Source organism: Roseobacter sp. HKCCD7870, assembly GCF_037830315.1.
Classification (GTDB): Bacteria; Pseudomonadota; Alphaproteobacteria; order Rhodobacterales; family Rhodobacteraceae; genus M30B80.
Genome location: NZ_JBBLYO010000001.1, coordinates 647,347 through 667,922, shown reverse-complemented (window position 1 = coordinate 667,922; position 20,576 = coordinate 647,347). Strand labels below are relative to the sequence as shown.

General features: G+C 57.5%; 19 protein-coding genes. 5 read left to right on the top strand and 14 right to left on the bottom strand.

Annotation, left to right across the window (positions count from 1 at the left end; translation table 11 throughout):
* Nucleotides 1-8: 8 nt before the first annotated feature.
* Nucleotides 9-545 (top strand): pseudouridine synthase, encoded by a 537-nt coding sequence (locus AAC637_RS03425; protein ID WP_340302318.1) that lies wholly within the window; start codon nt 9-11, stop codon nt 543-545.
* 53 nt (nt 546-598) lie between these two features.
* Here AAC637_RS03425 and AAC637_RS03420 read toward each other — a convergent pair whose 3' ends face one another.
* The 9 genes from AAC637_RS03420 to gap (AAC637_RS03380) all read right to left on the bottom strand — a co-directional run bounded on the left by AAC637_RS03420 (nt 599) and on the right by gap (AAC637_RS03380) (nt 10,663).
* Nucleotides 599-1,849 carry a 2-oxo acid dehydrogenase subunit E2 gene (locus AAC637_RS03420; RefSeq protein ID WP_340302317.1) on the bottom strand — a complete coding sequence of 417 codons (1,251 nt, stop codon included), beginning with the start codon at nt 1,847-1,849 and terminating at the stop codon, nt 599-601.
* A gap of 13 nt (nt 1,850-1,862) precedes the next feature.
* Nucleotides 1,863-3,227 (bottom strand): pyruvate dehydrogenase complex E1 component subunit beta, encoded by a 1,365-nt coding sequence (locus tag AAC637_RS03415; RefSeq protein ID WP_340302316.1) that lies wholly within the window; start codon nt 3,225-3,227, stop codon nt 1,863-1,865.
* A gap of 21 nt (nt 3,228-3,248) precedes the next feature.
* Entirely contained in the window at nt 3,249-4,268 is a 1,020-nt protein-coding gene (gene pdhA, locus AAC637_RS03410) for a pyruvate dehydrogenase (acetyl-transferring) E1 component subunit alpha (RefSeq protein ID WP_340302315.1), read from the bottom strand.
* A gap of 120 nt (nt 4,269-4,388) precedes the next feature.
* Nucleotides 4,389-5,213, bottom strand: coding sequence for an S-formylglutathione hydrolase (gene fghA, locus AAC637_RS03405; RefSeq protein ID WP_340302314.1), 825 nt, complete (start codon nt 5,211-5,213; stop codon nt 4,389-4,391).
* Nucleotides 5,213-6,343 carry an S-(hydroxymethyl)glutathione dehydrogenase/class III alcohol dehydrogenase gene (locus AAC637_RS03400; RefSeq protein WP_340302313.1) on the bottom strand — a complete coding sequence of 377 codons (1,131 nt, stop codon included), beginning with the start codon at nt 6,341-6,343 and terminating at the stop codon, nt 5,213-5,215. Before AAC637_RS03400 ends, fghA begins: the two co-directional genes overlap by 1 nt.
* Before the next feature lie 97 nt (nt 6,344-6,440).
* Nucleotides 6,441-6,740: an FtsB family cell division protein gene (locus tag AAC637_RS03395; RefSeq protein WP_340302312.1), complete on the bottom strand. Its 300-nt coding sequence runs from the start codon at nt 6,738-6,740 to the stop codon at nt 6,441-6,443.
* 147 nt (nt 6,741-6,887) lie between these two features.
* Nucleotides 6,888-8,066 carry a phosphoglycerate kinase gene (locus tag AAC637_RS03390; protein WP_340302311.1) on the bottom strand — a complete coding sequence of 393 codons (1,179 nt, stop codon included), beginning with the start codon at nt 8,064-8,066 and terminating at the stop codon, nt 6,888-6,890.
* A gap of 111 nt (nt 8,067-8,177) precedes the next feature.
* Nucleotides 8,178-9,179 carry a type I glyceraldehyde-3-phosphate dehydrogenase gene (gene gap, locus AAC637_RS03385; protein WP_340302310.1) on the bottom strand — a complete coding sequence of 334 codons (1,002 nt, stop codon included), beginning with the start codon at nt 9,177-9,179 and terminating at the stop codon, nt 8,178-8,180.
* Between the two features lie 479 nt (nt 9,180-9,658).
* Nucleotides 9,659-10,663 (bottom strand): type I glyceraldehyde-3-phosphate dehydrogenase, encoded by a 1,005-nt coding sequence (gene gap, locus AAC637_RS03380; RefSeq protein ID WP_340302309.1) that lies wholly within the window; start codon nt 10,661-10,663, stop codon nt 9,659-9,661.
* Nucleotides 10,664-10,850: 187 nt separating this feature from the next.
* Between gap (AAC637_RS03380) and AAC637_RS03375 the strand changes: the two genes are divergently transcribed.
* The gene (locus AAC637_RS03375; RefSeq protein ID WP_340302308.1) at nt 10,851-11,795 is read left to right on the top strand and encodes a DUF808 domain-containing protein; all 945 of its coding nucleotides are present in this window, start codon (nt 10,851-10,853) and stop codon (nt 11,793-11,795) included.
* A 41-nt stretch (nt 11,796-11,836) separates the two neighbouring features.
* Here the strand turns inward: AAC637_RS03375 and tkt are convergent, their stop codons facing one another.
* Nucleotides 11,837-13,852, bottom strand: a complete 2,016-nt coding sequence (gene tkt, locus AAC637_RS03370; RefSeq protein WP_340302307.1) for a transketolase — start codon at nt 13,850-13,852, stop codon at nt 11,837-11,839.
* Between the two features lie 291 nt (nt 13,853-14,143).
* On the opposite strand from tkt, the gene AAC637_RS03365 reads away from it, so the two are divergent.
* On the top strand, nt 14,144-14,878 hold the full coding sequence (locus AAC637_RS03365; protein WP_340302306.1) for a hypothetical protein: 735 nt from the start codon (nt 14,144-14,146) through the stop codon (nt 14,876-14,878).
* The gene (locus AAC637_RS03360) at nt 14,878-15,381 is read left to right on the top strand and encodes a cell division protein ZapA (protein ID WP_340302305.1); all 504 of its coding nucleotides are present in this window, start codon (nt 14,878-14,880) and stop codon (nt 15,379-15,381) included. Before AAC637_RS03365 ends, AAC637_RS03360 begins: the two co-directional genes overlap by 1 nt.
* A gap of 14 nt (nt 15,382-15,395) precedes the next feature.
* Here AAC637_RS03360 and AAC637_RS03355 read toward each other — a convergent pair whose 3' ends face one another.
* Entirely contained in the window at nt 15,396-16,058 is a 663-nt protein-coding gene (locus tag AAC637_RS03355) for an SDR family NAD(P)-dependent oxidoreductase (RefSeq protein WP_317654363.1), read from the bottom strand.
* A gap of 166 nt (nt 16,059-16,224) precedes the next feature.
* Here AAC637_RS03355 and AAC637_RS03350 point away from each other — a divergent pair, with 166 nt between their 5' ends.
* The gene (locus AAC637_RS03350; protein ID WP_340302304.1) at nt 16,225-16,797 is read left to right on the top strand and encodes a biotin transporter BioY; all 573 of its coding nucleotides are present in this window, start codon (nt 16,225-16,227) and stop codon (nt 16,795-16,797) included.
* Nucleotides 16,798-16,867: 70 nt separating this feature from the next.
* Here AAC637_RS03350 and purF read toward each other — a convergent pair whose 3' ends face one another.
* From purF to radA, 3 genes are all read right to left on the bottom strand, one after another.
* The gene (purF, locus tag AAC637_RS03345; RefSeq protein WP_340300767.1) at nt 16,868-18,373 is read right to left on the bottom strand and encodes an amidophosphoribosyltransferase; all 1,506 of its coding nucleotides are present in this window, start codon (nt 18,371-18,373) and stop codon (nt 16,868-16,870) included.
* A gap of 173 nt (nt 18,374-18,546) precedes the next feature.
* Nucleotides 18,547-19,155 carry a CvpA family protein gene (locus tag AAC637_RS03340; protein WP_340251684.1) on the bottom strand — a complete coding sequence of 203 codons (609 nt, stop codon included), beginning with the start codon at nt 19,153-19,155 and terminating at the stop codon, nt 18,547-18,549.
* A 26-nt stretch (nt 19,156-19,181) separates the two neighbouring features.
* On the bottom strand, nt 19,182-20,549 hold the full coding sequence (gene radA / locus AAC637_RS03335; protein WP_340302303.1) for a DNA repair protein RadA: 1,368 nt from the start codon (nt 20,547-20,549) through the stop codon (nt 19,182-19,184).
* Between the last annotated feature and the right edge of the window lie 27 nt (nt 20,550-20,576).

Genomic DNA, 20,576 nt, shown 5'->3' with positions numbered 1-20,576 from the left:
GGCGGCTTGTGGCTTTTAACAAGCCCATGGATGTCCTAAGCCAATTTTCGTCCGATGGTCATTGGCGGGGGCTTTTGGATTATTTGGATTTGCCTGGCCTTTATCCTGCGGGGCGGTTGGATCGCGACAGCGAAGGTCTGCTGCTGCTGACCAATGATGGCCGACTGCAAGCGCAGATCACAAGCCCTGCCGCCAAATTGCCGAAGACCTATTATGCGATGGTTGAGGGCGCGCCAAACCCCGATGCCGTTGCCGCATTGCGCGCAGGGATTACGCTAAAAGATGGGCCAACACGCCCTGCCGAGGTTGCGCAGGTGGCCGAGCCTGACTGGCTCTGGCCGCGTGTGCCGCCTGTGCGTTATCGTCAAACTGTGCCAGATCATTGGCTGCGCCTCACAATTACTGAGGGACGCAACCGCCAAGTGCGGCGGATGTGCGCCCATGTGGGTTTGCCTGTTTTGCGGCTTATTCGGTGGCAAATCGGGGATTGGGTTTTGGGTAACCTGCCCCCTGCCGCATGGCGCGAGATTACTTTGCCCAAATAAAAAGGCGCGCAAGGCTTTCACCCTGCGCGCCCTTATCCGAATGTTGCAGGCTGTTAGGCCAGCATCGCCATTGGGTTTTCCAGATTGCGCACAATGGAGGCCAGTAATTCTGCCCCAAGTGCGCCATCAATCGCGCGGTGATCCACGGAAAGCGTGACCGACATCACAGTCTCCACTTGCACCGCGCCATCCTCGCTGACGACAGGCTTTTTCACCCCTGCACCAACCGCCAAGATTGCGCCATGGGGCGGGTTGATAACGGCATCGAAATTATCGACCCCGAACATACCCAAATTGGAAATTGCGAAACTGCCGCCCTGATATTCATGCGGGGCGAGTTTCTTAGACCGCGCGCGTGCGGCTAGATCCTTCATCTCAGCCGACAATCGCGACAGGGATTTTTGATCCGCATCTTTGAGGACAGGCGTGAACAGCCCACCTTCAATTGCCACGGCCACCGCAACATCAGACGGTTTCAGCTTGAGGATACGATCCCCCGCCCAAACCGCATTGGCATCTGGCACTTCCTGCAGGGCAAGGGCACAGGCCTTGATGATGAAATCATTGACCGAAAGCTTGACATCCCGCGCCGCCAATTGCGCGTTCAGCTGGCCGCGGAAGGCAAGTAAATTGTCGATCCGAATGTCGCGGCGTAGATAGAAATGCGGGATGGTTTGCTTGGCTTCGGTGAGGCGGGCGGCAACAGTTTTGCGCATCCCATCCAAAGCCACTTCTTCATAATCGCGGCCTTCGTAGATTTTCTTGATCTGATCTGCACCAGGCGAGGCGGGCAGAGCGGGCGCGCTTTGCGCAGGTGCCGCTGTCGCCGCAGGGGCAGATGCAACCGCCTTGCCGCTTTCGACATCGGCCTTCACGATCCGCCCATGTGGGCCTGTGCCCTTCACTTTGGTCAGGTCGATGCCCTTTTCCGCCGCAATCCGCCGCGCAAGCGGTGAGGCAAAAACCCGTGCGCCCTCTGCCTTGGGGGCCGCAGGTGCAGGGGTGGGGGTTGCAGGTGTGGCTGGGGCTGCTTGGGCTGCGGGTGCCGCGCTCATATCCTCGCCCGCCTCACCAATAATGGCGATGGCGGTGTTGACCTTCACCCCTTGGGTGCCCTCAGCCACAAGGATTTTGCCAATCACGCCTTCATCCACGGCCTCGAATTCCATCGTGGCCTTGTCGGTTTCAATCTCGGCCAAGAGGTCGCCTGCTTGCACAGTGTCGCCCTCTTTGACCAACCATTTCGCCAATGTGCCCTCTTCCATTGTAGGCGACAGGGCGGGCATTAGAATTTCGGTTGCCATAATCAGCCCCTCCTTAGCGATAGGTTACGAATTTGACCGCTGCGACCACTTCATCGGTGGTGACAAGGGCCAGTTTCTCAAGGTTCGCCGCATAGGGCATTGGCACATCTTTGCCCGTGCAATTGATCACAGGCGCATCGAGATAATCAAAGGCGTTTTGCATCAGATATGCCGAGATGTGATTGCCGATGGAGGCCACAGGGAAACCTTCTTCGATCGTCACGCAGCGGTTGGTTTTTTGGACAGAGGCCAAAACCGTGCCGTAATCCAAGGGGCGCAATGTGCGCAGGTCGATCACCTCAGCAGAAATGCCTTCGGCGGCCAGACGTTCGGCGGCCTCCATGGCGTATGTCATGCCGATCCCGAAGGACACGAGGGTCACATCATCCCCTGCACGGGCAATTTTTGCCTTGCCAAACGGAATGGTGAAATCGGGCAGATCTGGCACCTCAAAGGTTTTGCCGTAGAGAATTTCATTCTCAAGGAAGATCACGGGGTTCGGATCTCGGATAGCCTGTTTCAAAAGGCCCTTGGCATCTGCGGCGGTATAAGGCTGCACCACCTTTAGGCCTGGAATATGCGCATACCATGCGGCGTAATCTTGGCTGTGCTGTGCGCCCACGCGGGCGGCGGCGCCGTTCGGGCCACGGAACACGATAGGACAGCCCATCTGGCCGCCTGACATATAAAGCGTCTTTGCCGCCGAGTTGATGATCTGGTCAATCGCTTGCATGGCAAAGTTAAAGGTCATGAATTCCACGATTGGGTTCAGCCCGCCAAAGGCCGCACCAACCGCGATCCCTGCAAAGCCATGCTCGGTGATGGGGGTGTCGATCACGCGCTTTGCGCCGAACTCATCCAACAAACCTTGGCTGATCTTATAGGCACCTTGATATTCACCGACCTCTTCGCCCATCAAGAACACATTGTCATTGCCGCGCATTTCTTCGGCCATGGCGTCGCGCAACGCTTCGCGCACAGTTTGCGTTTTCATCGGCGTGCCTTCGGGCCAATCGGGGCTTTGATCTGCCACGGGCGCCGCAGGGGCCACGGCCACAGGTGCGGCAGGTGCCGCTTCTGCAACGGGTGCCGCAGGGGCGGGGGAGGCTGCCGCAGGGGTCGCGCTCATATCTTCGCCCGCTTCGCCGATGATGGCGATGGCGGTGTTGACCGTCACCCCTTCGGTGCCCTCAGCCACAAGGATCTTGCCGATCACGCCTTCATCGACCGCCTCGAATTCCATCGTGGCCTTGTCGGTTTCAATCTCGGCGAGAATATCACCCGCTTGCACGGTGTCGCCCTCCTTAACCAGCCATTTGGCCAAAGTGCCTTCTTCCATCGTTGGCGAAAGGGCGGGCATCAAAATTTCGGTTGCCATTGGTTTATCCTCTCCTTCCGCTCACGCGTCCGCGTAAATATCTGTCCACAATTCATCCAAAGGTGGCTCAGGGGTTTCTTTGGAGAATTCGGCGGCCTCATTCACGATGTCTTTGATTTCTTTATCAATCGCCTTCAGGTTGTCCTCAGAGGCGTGACCGCCCGTCAGCAACAATTGGCGAACATGTTCAATCGCATCGCGCTTTTCGCGCATTTCCTGCACTTCTTCGCGGGTGCGATATTTCGCAGGGTCAGACATCGAATGTCCGCGATAGCGATAGGTTTTGACCTCAAGAATGTAAGGGCCTTTGCCAGCGCGGCAGTAGGCAACGGCGCGTTGCCCCGCATCTTTGACCGCCAGAACATCCATCCCGTCAACCTCTTCGCCCGCGATCCCATAGGCCGCGCCGCGCTCCCATAGGCTTGGGGATTTTGTTGAACGCTGCACTGAGGTGCCCATCGCGTATTGGTTGTTCTCAATCACAAAAACAACAGGCAGCGACCACAGCTCGGCCATGTTATAAGTCTCGTAGACCTGACCTTGGTTGGCTGCACCATCGCCGAAATAGGCAAAGGTGACGCGATCATTGCCGCGATATTTGTCCGAGAAGGCCAGACCCGCACCCAATGGCACTTGCGCGCCCACGATGCCGTGGCCGCCGTAGAAATGTTTCTCTTTCGAGAACATATGCATCGAGCCGCCCTTGCCCTTGGAATAGCCCCCGATGCGGCCCGTCAATTCGGCCATAACACCCTTGGCATCCATCCCGCAGGCCAGCATATGGCCGTGGTCGCGATAGGAGGTGATCCGCTTGTCGCCTTCGCTGGCCGCGGCCTCTAGGCCGACAACAACCGCCTCTTGCCCAATATAGAGATGGCAAAAACCACCGATCAAACCCATGCCGTAAAGCTGACCTGCTTTTTCTTCGAATCTGCGGATCAGCAACATTTCGCGATAGAATTTTTTCAATTCATCAGGAGAAACATTTGATTTCGCTTTGGTTTTTCCGCTCGATGCGGGGGTCGGTCGTTTCGCGGCCATATCCTTGGGCCCTCCCATTCGAAAGAATAGTTTAACGTTGAACTATTCTTTATCACAAAAGTCAGGGGAAAGGGTAGGGGGAATTCAGCCTAAGGGTTTTTGCGCAAATTTCTACTATTTTTACAGCCGTTCAGCATGCCAGCGAATGTGATCTTCGATCACGGAGGCCACAAAGAAATAGCTGTGATCATAGCCCTCATGCATCCGCATCACATGGGGCTGTGCACGTTCTGTCATGGCGTGGGCCAAACTGGCAGGGCGTAGTAGCTCAAGGAATTGATCTGCGCCGCCTTGGTCAATCAAGATGTCACTTGGATAGCCCTGCGTGGCCATCAAAAGACTTGCGTCATGCGCGGCCCATTGGCCCTGATCTGGCCCCAAATAAGCGGCAAGCTGCTTTTTCCCCCAATCTGATTGGGTCGGGTTGGCGATTGGTGCAAGGGCAGAAAGGCTTTTGAACTGATCAGGATAGGTCAAGGCAAGCGTCAGCGCCCCATGCCCGCCCATTGAATGGCCCGTGATGCCTGCGCGGGTGCCGTTAATGGGGAATTCCGCATCAATCAAGGCAGGAAATTCTTCTGCGATGTAATCCCACATCTTAAAATGTGCAGCCCAAGGGGCCTCGGTCGCATTGACATAGAACCCTGCGCCTTGGCCCAGATCATAGGCCTCGTCATTTGCAACGCCTTCGCCACGCGGGCTGGTGTCGGGAAAGACCACGGCAATGCCATACTCTGCCGCCCATGCTTGGGCGCTGGCTTTGGTCATGGCATTCTCATGTGTGCAGGTCAGACCTGACAGGTAATACAACACGGGCACAGGTCCGTCTTCGGCCTGCGGTGGAAGATAGACTGCAAAGGTCATTTCGCAGTTGCACGCATCTGACAGGTGTTTGGCGACAAATTGCTTGCCGCCAAATGCACGATTTTCGCTGATCACCTGCATCAAAATTCTACCACTGCGCGGATGGATTTGCCCGCATGCATCAAATCAAACCCCTCATTGATTTGATCGAGTGTCAATTTATGGGTGATCATCGGATCAATTTCGATCTTACCATCCATATACCAATCGACAAATTTTGGCACATCGCTGCGCCCTTTCGCGCCGCCAAAGGCCGTGCCTTTCCAGACGCGCCCTGTCACAAGTTGGAAGGGTCGCGTGCTGATCTCGGCCCCTGCGGGGGCAACACCGATGATGACGGAAACACCCCACCCGCGGTGGCTGCATTCTAGTGCATCGCGCATCACTTTGACATTGCCTGTGGCGTCAAAGGAATAATCCACGCCACCGATCTGGTCATCGCCGCGCTTGGTGAGGTTTACAATCTCCTGCACAACGCTGCCTTCGATTTTTGACGGGTTGATGAAATGGGTCATGCCGAATTTGCGCGCCATCTCCTCTTTGCCATCATTGAGATCAACTCCGATGATCATATCTGCACCCGCCATGCGCAGGCCTTGAATGACGTTCAAGCCGATGCCGCCAAGGCCAAACACGGCGGCGGTTGACCCGATCTCGACCCCTGCGGTGTTGATCACCGCGCCAATACCCGTGGTCACGCCGCAGCCAATGTAGCAGATCTTGTCAAACGGCGCGTCATCGCGCACTTTGGCCAAGGCGATCTCGGGCAGCACTGTGTGATTGGCGAAGGTTGAGCAGCCCATATAGTGATAAATCGGCGTGCCATCGAGCATCTTAAACCGTGTTGTGCCATCAGGCATCAGCCCTTGACCTTGGGTGTTGCGAATGGCGGTGCACAGGTTGGTCTTGCCTGAGCGGCAGGATTCACATTGCCGACATTCAGGCGTATAGAGGGGGATCACATGATCACCAGGTTTCAGGGTGGTCACGCCTTCGCCCACCTCAACCACAATGCCTGCACCTTCATGGCCAAGAATAGCAGGGAAAATCCCCTCAGGGTCCGCGCCTGAGCGGGTAAATTCATCCGTATGGCAAATGCCTGTGGCTTTGATTTCCACCAAGACCTCGCCCGCCTTCGGGCCGTCCAATTCGACCTCCATCACGGTCAATGGTTCGCCCGCTTTTAGGGCTACGGCTGCTTTGGTGCGCATGGTGATCTCCCCTGTTTTTATCCGATCTCGCCATAGTGTTAAGAAGCCCATCCCATAGGGGCAAGGCAGAATGCGGCGGTTGAGGGGGTTTTTTGCCTTAACGCAGGACGATCTCATCCGCGCGCAGATAGCCGAGGATTTCGCGGGCTTGCTCATCCAGAAGGTCAAGGTCGAGGAACGTGTCGGACATGCGTTGTGTCAGGGTTTCAAGATGGGACGTTTCAGCCTGCAACGCTGCCAATTCGAGACGCAGCTCATCGGCTTCCGCTTCGATTTGGATGCGCTCGAACAGGCCCGAGTCCCCTTGGATCGCGGCAAGCCCAAAATACCCACCGACCAAAATCAGCGTGATCTGAAGAACTGCCCCCGCAAGGGAAAGTTTGCGTGTCTTCGACATGCGTTACTGCCTCATCAATTCGGCATTCTTTGAATTTGTGCCGATATCGTGCGGGCAGATTCGCATATCCCAATCGAAAAGGGAATCCCCCTGATTCGATTTTTTTTATATTTAGAGTCAGATATTTATAGCACTAAATTTAGGGTGTCAGATCCCCAGCGCCGCAACACCTGGGAGGGTTTTGCCCTCCATCCATTCAAGGAAGGCGCCGCCTGCGGTTGAGATATAGGTGAAATGCTCCGCCGCGCGCGATTTATTGAGGGCCGCGACCGTATCCCCGCCGCCTGCGACAGAAATCAGATGGCCTGTTTTGGTGGCCTGTGCCGCCGCTTGTGCGGCCGCGTTCGTGGCCGCGTCAAAGGGGCTAAGTTCAAAGGCGCCAAGCGGGCCGTTCCAGATCAAGGTTTTTGAAGTTTCAATCTGGGCAATGATGGCTGCCACGCTGTTCGGGCCTGCATCCAAAATCATTGCATCCTTGGGCACGGCCGTGCTTGCAACCACCTCATGCGTAGCACCCGATTTGAATTCGCGGGCAATGACCACATCGCTTGGCAAAATGATGGCGCAACCCGTGGTTTTTGCGTGATCCAAAATGTCGCGCGCCGTTTGCGCCAGATCATGTTCGCACAAAGACGCGCCGACATCATGGCCCTGTGCCGCCAAAAACGTATTGGCCATGCCGCCCCCGATTACGAGGCGATCCACCTTACCAACCAGATTGTGCAGAAGATCCAGCTTGGTCGAGACTTTTGCCCCGCCAACAACGGCCATAACAGGGCGGGCAGGGGTGCCAAGTGCGGCTTCCAATGCAGCCAATTCCGCAGCCATCAGGCGGCCCGCGCAAGAGGGCAGCAAATGCGCGACCCCTTCGGTTGAGGCATGCGCCCGATGCGCCGCTGAAAAAGCGTCATTGCAGTAAATGTCACCAAGCCCTGCAAGGAATTGCGCCATTTGCGGATCGTTTGCCTCCTCCATCGGGGCAAACCGAGTGTTCTCAACCAAGATCACAGCATACGTGGGGGTTGCCTCAATCGCGGCGCGGCTTGGGGTTTCGATGAAAATCACCTCATGCCCCAGCGCGGCCTCAAGGGCAGGCGTCAGTTGCGCTAGGCTCATTTCTGGAACGGGGCGCCCTTTCGGGCGGCCAAAATGGGCCAAAAGAACCACGCGGCCACCTTTCGCGCGGATGTCGCGGATCGTGGGGATGATCTTCTCAATCCGTGTCGCATCGGTGACGCGGCCATTTTCCATCGGCACGTTGATGTCGACACGGGTCAGCACCGTTTTGCCCGCAAGATCGAGATCATCCAAGGTGTTCCACGCCATTTGCGGCCTCCGATATTTGGGAAATACAGTCATCCTTGCGCTAGACTTTTCCAGCGCAAAGGTCAATTTTTTGGCAAAGAAAAAGGCGCGGTGTTCCGCGCCTTTTTCTCTTTAGATCAGTTTTCCCATCGCCACGGCCGTATCGGCCATGCGGTTTGAGAAGCCCCATTCGTTATCATACCAACTCAGAACGCGGCACATATTGCCATCCATCACTTTGGTCTGATCCAAATGGAAGATCGAGGAGCGGGGATCATGGTTAAAATCCATCGAGACATTGGGCTGATCCGTCACGCCCAAAATGCCCTTAAGCGGTCCATTGGCCGCCTTGATCACTGCCTCGTTGATTTCTTCAACTGATGTGGTGCGGGCCGCCTCAAAGGTCAGATCAACAACCGAGACATTCGGTGTCGGCACGCGGATTGCGACCCCGTCCAGCTTGCCATTCAATTCGGGCAAAACCAAACCAACGGCGCGCGCGGCACCTGTTGAGGTGGGGATCATGCTCATCGCGGCGGCGCGGGCGCGATAGAGATCCTTGTGCATCGTGTCCAAGGTCGGCTGATCGCCCGTGTAGCTGTGGATCGTTGTCATAAAGCCGCGCGAAATCCCGATGGCATTGTGGATCGCGAAGGCCACAGGGCTAAGGCAGTTCGTGGTGCAAGAGGCGTTCGAGACGATGATGTCATCCTTCGTCAATGTGCCGTGGTTGACCCCGTAAACGATGGTCTTATCCGCCCCTTTTGAGGGGGCCGAAACCAAGACACGCGAAGCCCCGTTTTCAAGATGCACGGCGGCCTTGTCGCGGTCGGTGAAAATGCCCGTGCATTCCAAGACGATATCAATGTGACCCCATGGCAATTCAGCGGGGTTGCGAATGGCGGTGACCTCAATTGGGCCGCGCCCCACGTCAATGGTCGTCTCGGTTGTTTTCACTTCGGCGGGAAAGCGGCCATGCACGCTGTCAAAACGCAAAAGATGCGCGTTGGTTTCAACAGGCCCCAGATCATTGATTGCGACCACCTCAATATCGGTGCGGCCCGACTCGATGATCGCGCGCAGCACGTTGCGTCCAATCCGACCAAACCCATTAATGGCAACTTTAACAGCCATAATCCCCTCCAGTGCGCCAAGCATGGCATTGTTAGCGGTAACGGTTGCGGGTGGTATAGTCCCTTAGCCGCGAAAAGGAAAGGGGATCTCTAGCCCCAGAACGCCATTTTATCGAGGATATGGATCAAATGTTTGCACGCTGCTCTTCGGTCAGACGCTCATAGCCAGAGGCCTGTGCCGCCAAAGGCAGGGCGGTGGTCAGGACCAGTGCTGCGACAAAGGTCGATATTTTCATAAAAGACATGTGGATTTCCTTTCTGCTGTGGTGAACGGCCCACCTGTTTGTGGCGGCCTTGTGAGACAGGATTTGTGAGGAAATCGCCCCGATCGCCATTGGACGCGGGTTATAAATCGCAGAGTTCGATCTCTGGTTGGGGGCATTATAACTTGGGTTTAGGCCGTTCAGGGGATGAAAAAGCAAAAACCCTGCCATGCATCATGGCTGTGTTTTATAAAAAGTCGTGACCTAGGACGGGGGTTTAGGCGATCAGGCGCCCCATGGCAGCAGAGACATCCGCCATACGCGCCGAAAATCCCCATTCATTGTCATACCATGCCAAAACACGAACCGTGCGCCCACCGATGACCTTTGTCTGATCTGGCGCAAAAATCGAGCTATGCGTGGTGTGATTGAAATCAATCGAAACCTTGGGTTCTGAGTCATAGGCCAGGACGCTGCGCATATGGCCCTCGGCCGCATCGCGCATGATTTGGTTAACCTCCTCCACCGATGTATCGCGCCCCGCCTCAAAGGTCAGATCAACGCAAGATACATTCGGGGTTGGAACCCGCATGGCCGTGCCATCCAACCGACCTTCGAGTTCAGGCAGAACTTCTTTCAGCGCTTTTGCAGCGCCAGTTGATGTGGGGATCATCGCCATAGCGGCAGCACGCGCGCGGTAAAGATCGGAATGGCGGCGGTCTAGCGTGGGCTGATCGCCCGTGTAGCTGTGGATCGTGGTCATGATCCCGCGCTCAATACCAATCGCCTCATTCAGCACTTTTGCCAAAGGGGCCAAGCAATTCGTGGTGCAAGACCCGTTCGAGACGACATGATGATCTTCGCGCAGATCGCGGTGGTTCACACCATAGACGATGGTTTTATCGGCTTGTTTCGCGGGGGCCGAGACTAAGACCCGCTTTGCGCCGCGGGTCAAATGGACTGCGGCCGCGTCACGATTGTTGAACTTGCCTGTGCATTCAAGAACGACATCGCAGCCCTCCCAATCCAACTCTTGTGGGTCGTAGGTGGAAAAGACTTTGATCGGGCCTTGGCCTAAATCCATTGTGTCCTCGGTCAGGCGCACCTCGCCGCCAAAACGGCCATGCACGCTGTCATATTTTAGAAGATGCGCATTGGTCTCAAGCGGGCCAGTCGCGTTGATTTTGACCACTTGCACATCGTTGCGTGCCGCCTCTGCGATATGGGCAAGGGTGCACCGCCCGATGCGGCCAAATCCATTGATGCCAAGGGTGATGGTCATGATCTTGTCTCCAATCCGATTTGCGCTCTTGCTTGACCGCATACAAAAGCCGCGCCCGGTTCCCAAGGAAAAAATGACGAATTTTCATAATGTTAGCGAAAACATCCGATGTTAGCGCGAACGGTTGCGCGAACATGCTGTGCCGCTATGCTAAGGGCGGCTGTTGGGTGCAAAAGGATTGGGGTGGATGAGCGGATTATTGGCGCTGTTGGATGATGTCGCGGCTTTGACCAAGGTTGCGGCGGCCTCCGTGGACGATATCGCGGCACAAGCAGCCAAAGCGGGGGCAAAGGCCGCAGGCGCGGTGATTGATGACGCGGCCGTCACCCCCAAATATCTCACAGGGTTTTCGCCAGAGCGTGAATTGCCGATTGTCTGGAAGATCGCGCGCGGCTCGATTGTCAATAAATTGGTGATCCTTTTGCCTGTGGCGCTCCTGTTGTCGCAATTCGCCCCTTGGGCGATTCCGCCCCTGTTGATGATGGGGGGGGCTTATTTGTGTTATGAGGGGGCAGAAAAGATCCTTCATGCCTTTCGCCCGCATTCCGAGACGCGCGATCCTGCGGCAAGCGACCCCGCCCATTTAGAAGAGGCGCGTGTCAAAGGTGCGATCAAAACAGATTTCATCCTTTCCGCTGAAATCATGACCATCGCGCTCTCGGCGCTTGAGGCGCCAAGCCTGATTTATGCGGGTTTCGCGCTTGCCCTTGTGGCGATCGGCATCACCGCTTTGGTCTATGGGTCGGTCGCCCTGATTGTGAAGGCCGATGATGTGGGGCTGCATTTGGCGCATACCGACCGCGCGCCCGCCTTACAACGTCTGGGGCGGGGGATCGTGGCCGCGATGCCCAGCTTCCTGCTGTGGCTCACCCGAATTGGCACAGCGGCGATGCTGTGGGTGGGGGGCGCCATCCTTCTGCACGGGGCCACGCAACTGGGCTGGCCCGCCCCAGAGGAGATGCTGCATCACCTCAGCCTTGCCGCAGCGGATGCTGTGGCCGCGGCCCACGGAGTGGTGGAGTGGGCGGTGTCCGCCCTTGGCGCAGGTATTTTGGGCTTGGGTGTTGGGGCCTGTTTGATCCCGCTCGTTGCGGTGATCCTGCCACTTTTCCCAAAGAAAAAGGGCGTGTAGGAGGCCCCTACACGCCCGATTTTGTTTCTTAGGTTCTGTGCTTAAAGGCGCGCTTTGGCCTCGGCCACGACCGCCTCTGCGGTGATGCCGAAATGCTCGTAGAGAACTTCAGCAGGGGCAGAAGCGCCAAAGCTGTTCATCCCAACAAAGCCCGCCTTGGCCTCACGACCACGCTCGCCCAACAACCAGCGATCCCAAGGCTGACGCACAGCGGCCTCAACCGCAATGCGCACGGGCCCTGCAGGTAGAATGCGCTTGCGATAGGCTTCGTCTTGCTCGGCAAAGAGTTCCATCGACGGCACCGAGACAACCCGTGTTCCGATACCTTCGGCCTGCAACTTGTCGCGGGCCGCCATGGCAATTTCGACTTCCGACCCTGTTGCTATCAAGATCACCTGACGCTTGCCTTCGGCCTCGGCCAAAACATAGGCCCCTTGGGCGGCCAAATTGCGCGAGACATGTTTTCTGCGCAACGTGGGCAGGTTTTGACGGGTCAGGGCCAACACGCTGGGGCGGTTTGGTTGCGACAGCGCGATTTCCCAACATTCCGCGGTTTCCACCGCATCGGCAGGGCGCATCACAAGGCAATTTGGCGTGGCGCGCATCATGGCGAGATGCTCAACAGGTTGGTGGGTTGGGCCATCCTCGCCAACGCCGATGCTGTCATGGGTCATCACATAGACCACGTTAATCCCCATCAAAGCGGAAAGTCGCATCGAGGGGCGCGCGTAATCGGTAAAGGTAAAGAATGTCCCGCCATAGGGGCGCACGCCCCCATGCAGCGCCATACCGTTCATCGCTGCCGCCATGCCATGCTCGCGGATTCCGTAATGGACATAGCGCCCTTTGCGGTTCTCGGGGGTGAAAATCCCCATATCGCCCGTTTTGGTATTGTTCGACCCCGTCAAATCCGCAGAGCCGCCCAAGGTTTCCTTCATGATCGGGTTGATCACGGCAAGGGCCATTTCACTGGCCTTGCGGGTCGCCACTTTGGGCGCCTCATCCGCGAGGGATTTTTTATAGCGGCGCAGCGCATTGCCCAATTTCGCGGGAACCTCGCCTGCAAACGCGCGGGTAAACTCGGCCTGTTTGGCGGCGGGCAGGGCGGCAAGACGGGCTTCCCATTGGGCGCGCGCGGTGGCGCCTTTTGCGCCGACAGCTTCCCACCAGTTTTTGAGATCGGCAGGGATTTCAAAGGCCCCATGCGTCCAGCCATAGGCGGCCTTCGTATCAGCCACCACTTTTGGGTCGGTCAATGCGCCGTGGCCCTTGGGGGTGTCCTGCGCGGCAGAGCCGATTGCGATATGGGTTTTGCAGGCCACCATTGCGGGGCGCGGGCTTGCCTTGGCGGCCGTGATCGCGCGGTCGATATCGGCGGCATCATGGCCGTCACAGTCAAACACATCCCACCCTGCGGCGGCAAAGCGGGCGCGTTGATCCACCCGGCAGGCCATATCGACTGTGCCATCGATGGTGATGTTATTGTCATCCCAAAGCACAATCAGGCGGCTGAGTTCATGACGTCCCGCAAGACCGATAGCCTCTTGGCTGATGCCCTCCATCAGGCAGCCATCGCCCGCGATGCAATAAGTGTAGTGATCCATAATCTTTGCGCCCCATGTGGCGCGCAGATGTTCCTCGGCCATGGCAAAGCCAACCGCGTTGGAAATCCCTTGCCCCAAGGGGCCTGTGGTCGTCTCAACCCCTTCGACATGGCCAAATTCAGGATGGCCCGCTGTGATGGCGCCCAACTGACGGAAATTCTTGATCTGCTCCAATGTCATCTGCTTGTAACCTGTGAGATACAGCAGCGCATAGATCAGCATCGAGCCATGGCCCGCCGACAGAATAAAGCGGTCGCGATTTGGCCAGTTCGGGGCCGATGCGTCAAAGGAGAGGTGCTTGTCAAACAGCACGGTCGCAACATCCGCCATCCCCATCGGCATACCAGAATGGCCCGAATTCGCGGCGGCCACCCCGTCAAGGGCAAGCGTGCGGATACAGGCGGCGCGGCGCCAATGGTCAGGATTGCGGGCGGCAAGTGCAGAAAGATCCATATCAATGTCCTAGAAGAGGGCTGCGGGAGTGCTTGTCGGAGCGTTAACGCGGACGGGTTTAGCAGGGCGTGACCAAAGTTCAAGCCCGAAGCCCACGCCCAAGTGCTGTTGGCCGCTAGAGACGCAAGGGTTGCCTTAGATCAAGAAATCCTGCCAAACTCCCGAAATTGGATCATAATGTGTCGCAGGGGGTCAGATTCGGCCCGCGCGATCTGACATGGTCTACGTGATACGACTGCCGCGTAAATGTTTCATGAGGCGATCCAAACGCCCGCAATTGGGGGAGGCAAAATGAGCGATCCTATGGCCATTGAGAAAGTCGATCAGCTTGAGGCCCGCCTGTCAGCTGCGCTTGCGCGGATTGATGCGGCGATGGGAAAGGCCCGCGCCCCTGCAAACAGCACCACGTCCTCGGATGAACTGTCTGATCTGCGCGAGGAATTGGCGCTAGAGCAGCGTAAGCGATTGGATCTGGCGGCACGGCTTAAGGCAATGGAGGCTCAGGCGCAGGGCAGCACGGATGGCGCTGAATTGCGGGCCACTGAGGCCGAGGCTGCGCGGGATGTGCTCAAGGCCGAATTGGCAGCAGCCCGTGCCGAGGTTGAGCAGCTGAAATCTGACCTTGCCCAATCTACCACCCAAGCCGAGGCCGTATCTGATGCCGCCCCAATACCCGAAGCCACGGGCGAGAGTGAGGTGCAAATCCTGCGGATGCGCGCCGCGCGCTTGCGCGAAGAACGCAACGAGGCCCGCGATGAGCGTGATGCCGCGCGCGATGCGCTTGAGGATCGCGGCGCTCAGATGACGGACAGCACATTGGGCGAATTGCGCGCAACAATCGCGAGGTTGCAAGAGACCTTGGAGGAGTTGCGCGAGACGCCCGAAGGAAATGTTGATCGCGAATTGCTGCAATCTGGTCTTTTGGCGGAAATTCGTGCGCTCAAGGCGCAGCGCGCCGCCGATGCCCAAGAACTGGCGCAGATTTTGGCCGAGATTGATACTGTGACCGAAGAAGGGGGCGCGTAATGCCTGATGTAACGATTACCATCGGTGGCCGTAATTTCCCAGTCGCCTGCAAAGAGGGCGAGGAACCCCTTCTCAAAGCGGCGGCGCAAATGTTGGACACCGAGGCCTCTGTGGTCTCGGGTCAGATTGGTCGGTTGACTGCGGAACGGATGTTGCTGATGGCGGGTCTGCTTTTGGCCGATAAAACCCTTGCCAAAACCGATGAGCTTGAGGCCGCGCAAACCAAAATCAAGGCGATGGAAGAGACGCTGGCCAAAGCCGAGGATCTTTTGCGCAAATCGCAGATGAAAATCGCGGATCTTGAAGCCGCGAAACCGCCTGCAGAGGTGGCGGTCATCCCTGCGCAAGTGGTGGATGGGTTGGCCGAGCTTGCCGCCCGCGCCGAGGCCTTGGCAGATCGTATCGAAGAAATGCCTGAGGTTGAAGCGCCCCGTCCCACGCCTGTTGCCCCCAAGGCCAAAGCGGCTGCGGTCGAGGACGAAGAAGATGACGATAAAGATTAGCTGACTTTCGGCTTTTAGCCGAAGATCGGTTGCAACAGCCGTTCGGCTTCGTCACTGGGCTTTGCCAACCCCTCCCGATCTTCTCCAGGATAAAACCGTGCGCGCAAAGCGGTTGGCATGGGCTTTGGGTGTAACAGATGCACGTTCGGCCCGTGCTTTTCCGTCTCGGATTGCCAGTTTTGCACCAAGGCGCGGGTGGCGGCCTTGCTCATGCCATAGGTGCCTGCGAATTTCGCGTCCCATGTGTCGTCAAAGAACACGGCATGCGGGTCGTCAGACGGCTCAATCAATGGCGCGATCATGGTGATCAAACGCGATACTGCGCGAATATTGGTGCCAATGGCCCGATCAAGGTCTTTTTCCGTGATATGCGGGGCAGGGGTCAGCGCGGTTGCGTGAAAGGCCGCATGCACCCAAATATCGGCGCGCCCCCACCGATCAAAAATTGAACGGCACAAATGCGCCATTGCAGCATCGGTGGTAATATCCATGGGGGCAAGCGTGGCTTGCCCGCCTTTGGCTTGGATGCGGTCATCCAATTCTTCCAAAGCGCCCGTGGTGCGGGCAACGGCAACGACATGAGCGCCGCGAGCGGCCAACCATTCCGCCGAGGCTGCCCCAATTCCGCGCGATGCCCCTGTGACAAGGGCGATTTTACCTGACAAAATCTTTTCCATGCCTCCCACATGGGATGAAAGCAGCGATTTGGCAAGCAGGGTTTTTTGCCGCGCCTGATTTGCGGTGGCTGTGGGTAATTTGCGTGCTCTTTGCTTGACTTTGACGTGCTGCAAGCGGAAAACAGCTTAAACGCGAATTCTCCAGAACCTTTGAGGAGCCCGATTTATGAGCCGTTCTGACTTTCTAACCAAATCCCTGACCACCCCCACAAGCCTTGCGCAAAAAGCGGCATTGGTCTTGGCGGGCTCGCTTGTGATTGCAATTGCGGCGCAAATCTCGGTGCCGATGTTCCCTGTTCCTATGACGCTGCAAACCTTAGCAATCCTGACCGTTGCTTTCGCCTCGGGCGCGCGTTTGGGCGTTGCGGCGCTTGTGGCCTATTTGGTTGAGGGCGCGATGGGTCTGCCTGTTTTCGCCAATGGCGGTGCAGGTCTGGCCTATATGTTTGGGCCGACCGGTGGCTTCCTTCTGGGGTTTGTTGTGATGGCTTATATCGCGGGCTTGGCTGCGGATCGTGGCATGGCGCGTAAGCCAATCCTTGGCTTTGCTGCGGCACTGGTTGCTTCGGCCGCGCTTTATGTGCCCGGCCTTGTATGGCCTGCCTTGGTCATGGGGGTTGAGCCTTCAGCCTTGCTCTCTGGTTGGATGGCGCCCTTCATCGCGGGTGATGTGGTCAAGGCGCTTTTGGCCGCTTTGATTGTGGCGGGTGCGTTTAACTTGCGCAAAGCGATCCGCTGATCGGCATGAAAGATCTAAAGAAAAAGGCCGCTCCTCAGAGCGGCCTTTTTCTTTTGTGCCATGGTGCCGCTTATTCAGCAGCGGCGGGTTCGTTCATGGCAAAACCTTTGGCGATTTGGTCTGTGGGGCGCACAGGATATTCGCCTGAGAAACAGGCATCGCAATAGGTGGGGTTTTTGGGGTCACGGCCCTTGGCCTCACCCACGGCGCGATAAAGCCCATCAAGCGAGATAAAGCGCAGGCTGTCCACACCCAGATGGGCGCGCATTTCTTCGGCGCTCATCGTAGCCGCAAGAAGCTTGTCGCGCTGTGGCGTGTCCACCCCGTAAAAACAAGGCCATGCCGTAGGCGGAGAGGCGATGCGGAAATGCACCTCAGCCGCGCCTGCGTCCAAAATCATTTCTTTGATCTTTTGCGAGGTGGTGCCGCGCACAACGCTGTCATCCACCAAGATCACCCGCTTGCCTTCAATCAAGGCGCGGTTGATGTTCAGCTTAAGACGCACACCCATATTGCGGATCTGTTCGGTGGGTTCGATAAAGGTGCGGCCCATATATTGGTTGCGGATGATCCCCATGCCAAACGGGATGCCGCTTTCATGGGCAAACCCGATGGCCGCAGGCGTGCCACTATCGGGCACGGGGCAGACGAGATCTGCCTCAACAGGGGCTTCGCGCGCCAATTCCACGCCAATCTGGCGGCGCGTTTCATACACTGACCGCCCGCCCAAAATACTGTCGGGGCGCGAGAAATAGACATGTTCGAAGATGCAAAAGCGCGATTTGCGCTGCTCGAAGGGCATATAGCTTTCGATGCCCTGCGCGGTGATGACGACCATCTCACCGGGCTTGATCTCGCGCACGAATTCGGCGCCTATGATATCAAGCGCACAGGTTTCGGAGGAAAGCGCGTAACCATCGCCGATCTTGCCCAACACCAAGGGCCGCACCCCAAGCGGGTCGCGCACACCCATCAATTTTGTGCGCGTCATGGCCACAACCGAAAACGCGCCCTCTACGCGGCGCAGCGCGTCTTTCATGCGCTCGGGGATATTTTTCTGATAGCTGCGCGCCATCAGGTGAATGATGCACTCACTGTCCGATGACGATTGGAAGATGGACCCGCGTTCAATCAATTCGCGGCGCAGTTCATCGGCGTTGACGATATTCCCATTATGCGCAATCGCGGCTCCACCCATAGCGAATTCGCCAAAAAAGGGCTGCACATCACGAATTGCCGTATTGCCCTTATTGCCTGCCGTGGAATAGCGCACATGGCCGATGGCAAGCGCACCGGGCAGCGTGTCCATAACGCTGGCATTGGTGAAATTATCGCGCACATACCCGAAACGGCGAGCCGAGTTGAACCCTTCGGCAGGGTCATAGCTGACGATCCCACCCGCCTCTTGGCCGCGATGTTGCAGCGCGTGCAGGCCAAGGGCCACAAAATTCGCGGCATCCGCCACACCGATCACACCAAAGACGCCGCATTCTTCACGCAGCTTATCATCAGAGAGGGGATCAAAGGGATGGGCGGGGAAATCTGCGGTGCGCGGGGACGCGAAATTGCTGGGCATCGGCGGGCTCCTGCCTGCGGTCATAGCCGAAAGCTACGGAAATGGGCGAGTCGGTTGCACGCCTTACCTAGGACAAAGGCGCGGCGCTGTCACCTGTTAGCTGTCATGAATGCGTCACAATTTGCGCTCGAAATTCACGTATAATTTTACTGCTACGCCACGCGGACATGCACTTACGCTGCGGGCACGGATAGGAGTGCGCGCGCGCTTTGCGCGTCGCCTGCGGCAGGGGCCACGCATCCTGCGGTCAGCCCCTCATAGCGACCAATCAACCAACCCGGCGCATCGCTTGGGATTTCGCTGTCGATCTGCGTGGTCAGCGAGGCAAAGATTTGTGCGGTTTGGCTGTTCACGACTGCCGCCGCAGGGTCGCTGCCGGCCAGTCGGTCATAGGCGACCAAGGCCACCGCCACCAAGGCCACACCGCGCAGCACGCCAAAGAAGAGACCCGCGCCCGCATCAAACCCGCCCAGTTTGGTTTTCTGGATGAATGAGGAAAACAGCGGCGAGAAGAGCGAGACGACGATCAGCGTCACAGCAAAGGCTGCCGAAAAGCCCAAGATCATGCCCAATTCGCAACTGTCATCGACATATGGCCCGATATAGGGGATTTCCGAGATCAGTGGGCGCACTTCTGGCGCGGCCCAATAGGCCACGATGGCCGCGGCGATCCAGCCCAAGATTGACATGACCTCGCGCACAAAACCGCGCGAATAGGCCAAGATGGCCGAGATGAAAATCACCCCGCCTGCAATGCCGTCAATCATCGTGAACCCATCCATCGCCCGCTCCCTCACTTATTTTGGCGCTAGCCCGCGCCGAATATATCGCCCACAAATCGCGTCATATCCGCCATTTGCATCAGCTTAACACCTCCGACCGAGCCAAAATTGCAGCCCTCTGGCGCGATCACAGTCGAGAAACCAAGTTTTTGCGCTTCTTTCAACCTGTTTTCCGCCTGTGCCACGGGCCGAAGCGCGCCAGATAGGCTTAATTCGCCAAAAATCACCGACCCTTGTGGCAGCGCCGCATCTTCGCGCGCGCTCAGCAAGGCGGCGGCAACCGCCAGATCAGCCGCAGGTTCACTGATCCGCAACCCGCCTGCGATGTTGAGATAAACATCAAGCCCCGCAAAGGCGATCCCCACACGGGCCTCAAGCACCGCCAAGATCATGGCAAGCCGTGCGCTGTCCCAACCCACAACCGCACGGCGGGGTTGACCAAGCGGGGAGGGGGCGACCAAGGCTTGGATTTCGACCAAGACGGGTCTTGTGCCCTCAATGCCTGCAAAGACCGCCGATCCGGGTGAGGCGGTTTCATTCTCTGAAAGAAAGAGCGCAGACGGGTTTGCAACCTCGGAAAGGCCCGCGCCTGTCATCTCGAAAACACCAATCTCACCCGCAGGGCCAAAGCGATTTTTGACCGAGCGCAGAATGCGGAATTGGTGCCCGCGTTCGCCCTCAAAATAAAGGACGCAATCGACCATATGTTCGACCACGCGCGGCCCTGCAATTTGGCCATCTTTGGTGACATGACCCACCAAGATCACGCTCACCCCACGCCGTTTGGCGAAGGTAACCAATTCATGTGCCGCGGCGCGCACTTGGCTGACAGATCCAGGTGCGCTGTCGACTGTGTCAAGCCACATGGTTTGGATGGAATCGATGATCACCAAATCGGGGCGGGTTTCGTCCAAAGTGGTCAGAATATCGCGCAAATTGGTTTCCGCCGCCAAGGCCATCGGGGCTGCGCCCAAACCCAGACGTTGCGCGCGCATGCGCACCTGTGCGCTGGCCTCCTCGCCCGAGACATAAACAACCGACAGGCCCTTGGCCGCGAAACTGGCCGCAGCCTGCAACAATAGGGTTGACTTCCCGATACCCGGATCCCCCCCCAAGAGCAGGGCAGAGGCAGGCACAAGCCCGCCCCCAAGAACACGATCCAATTCCGCCAAGCCTGAAGGGTGGCGCGGTGGCGGGGCCTCTTGGCTGGCCAAATCCATGAGCGCCATTTTGCGCCCTTTGCCTGCACCCAAGCCCGATTTGGCGGGGCCTGCCGAAAGCGGGGCCTCCTCAACAATCGTGTTCCATTCGCCACAGCCATCGCAACGCCCGATCCATTTTTTGTGAACCGTGCCGCATTGGCCGCAGATGAATTGGGTTATAGGTTTTGCCATGGCACAGGATTAGCGCGGGTCGCGCGC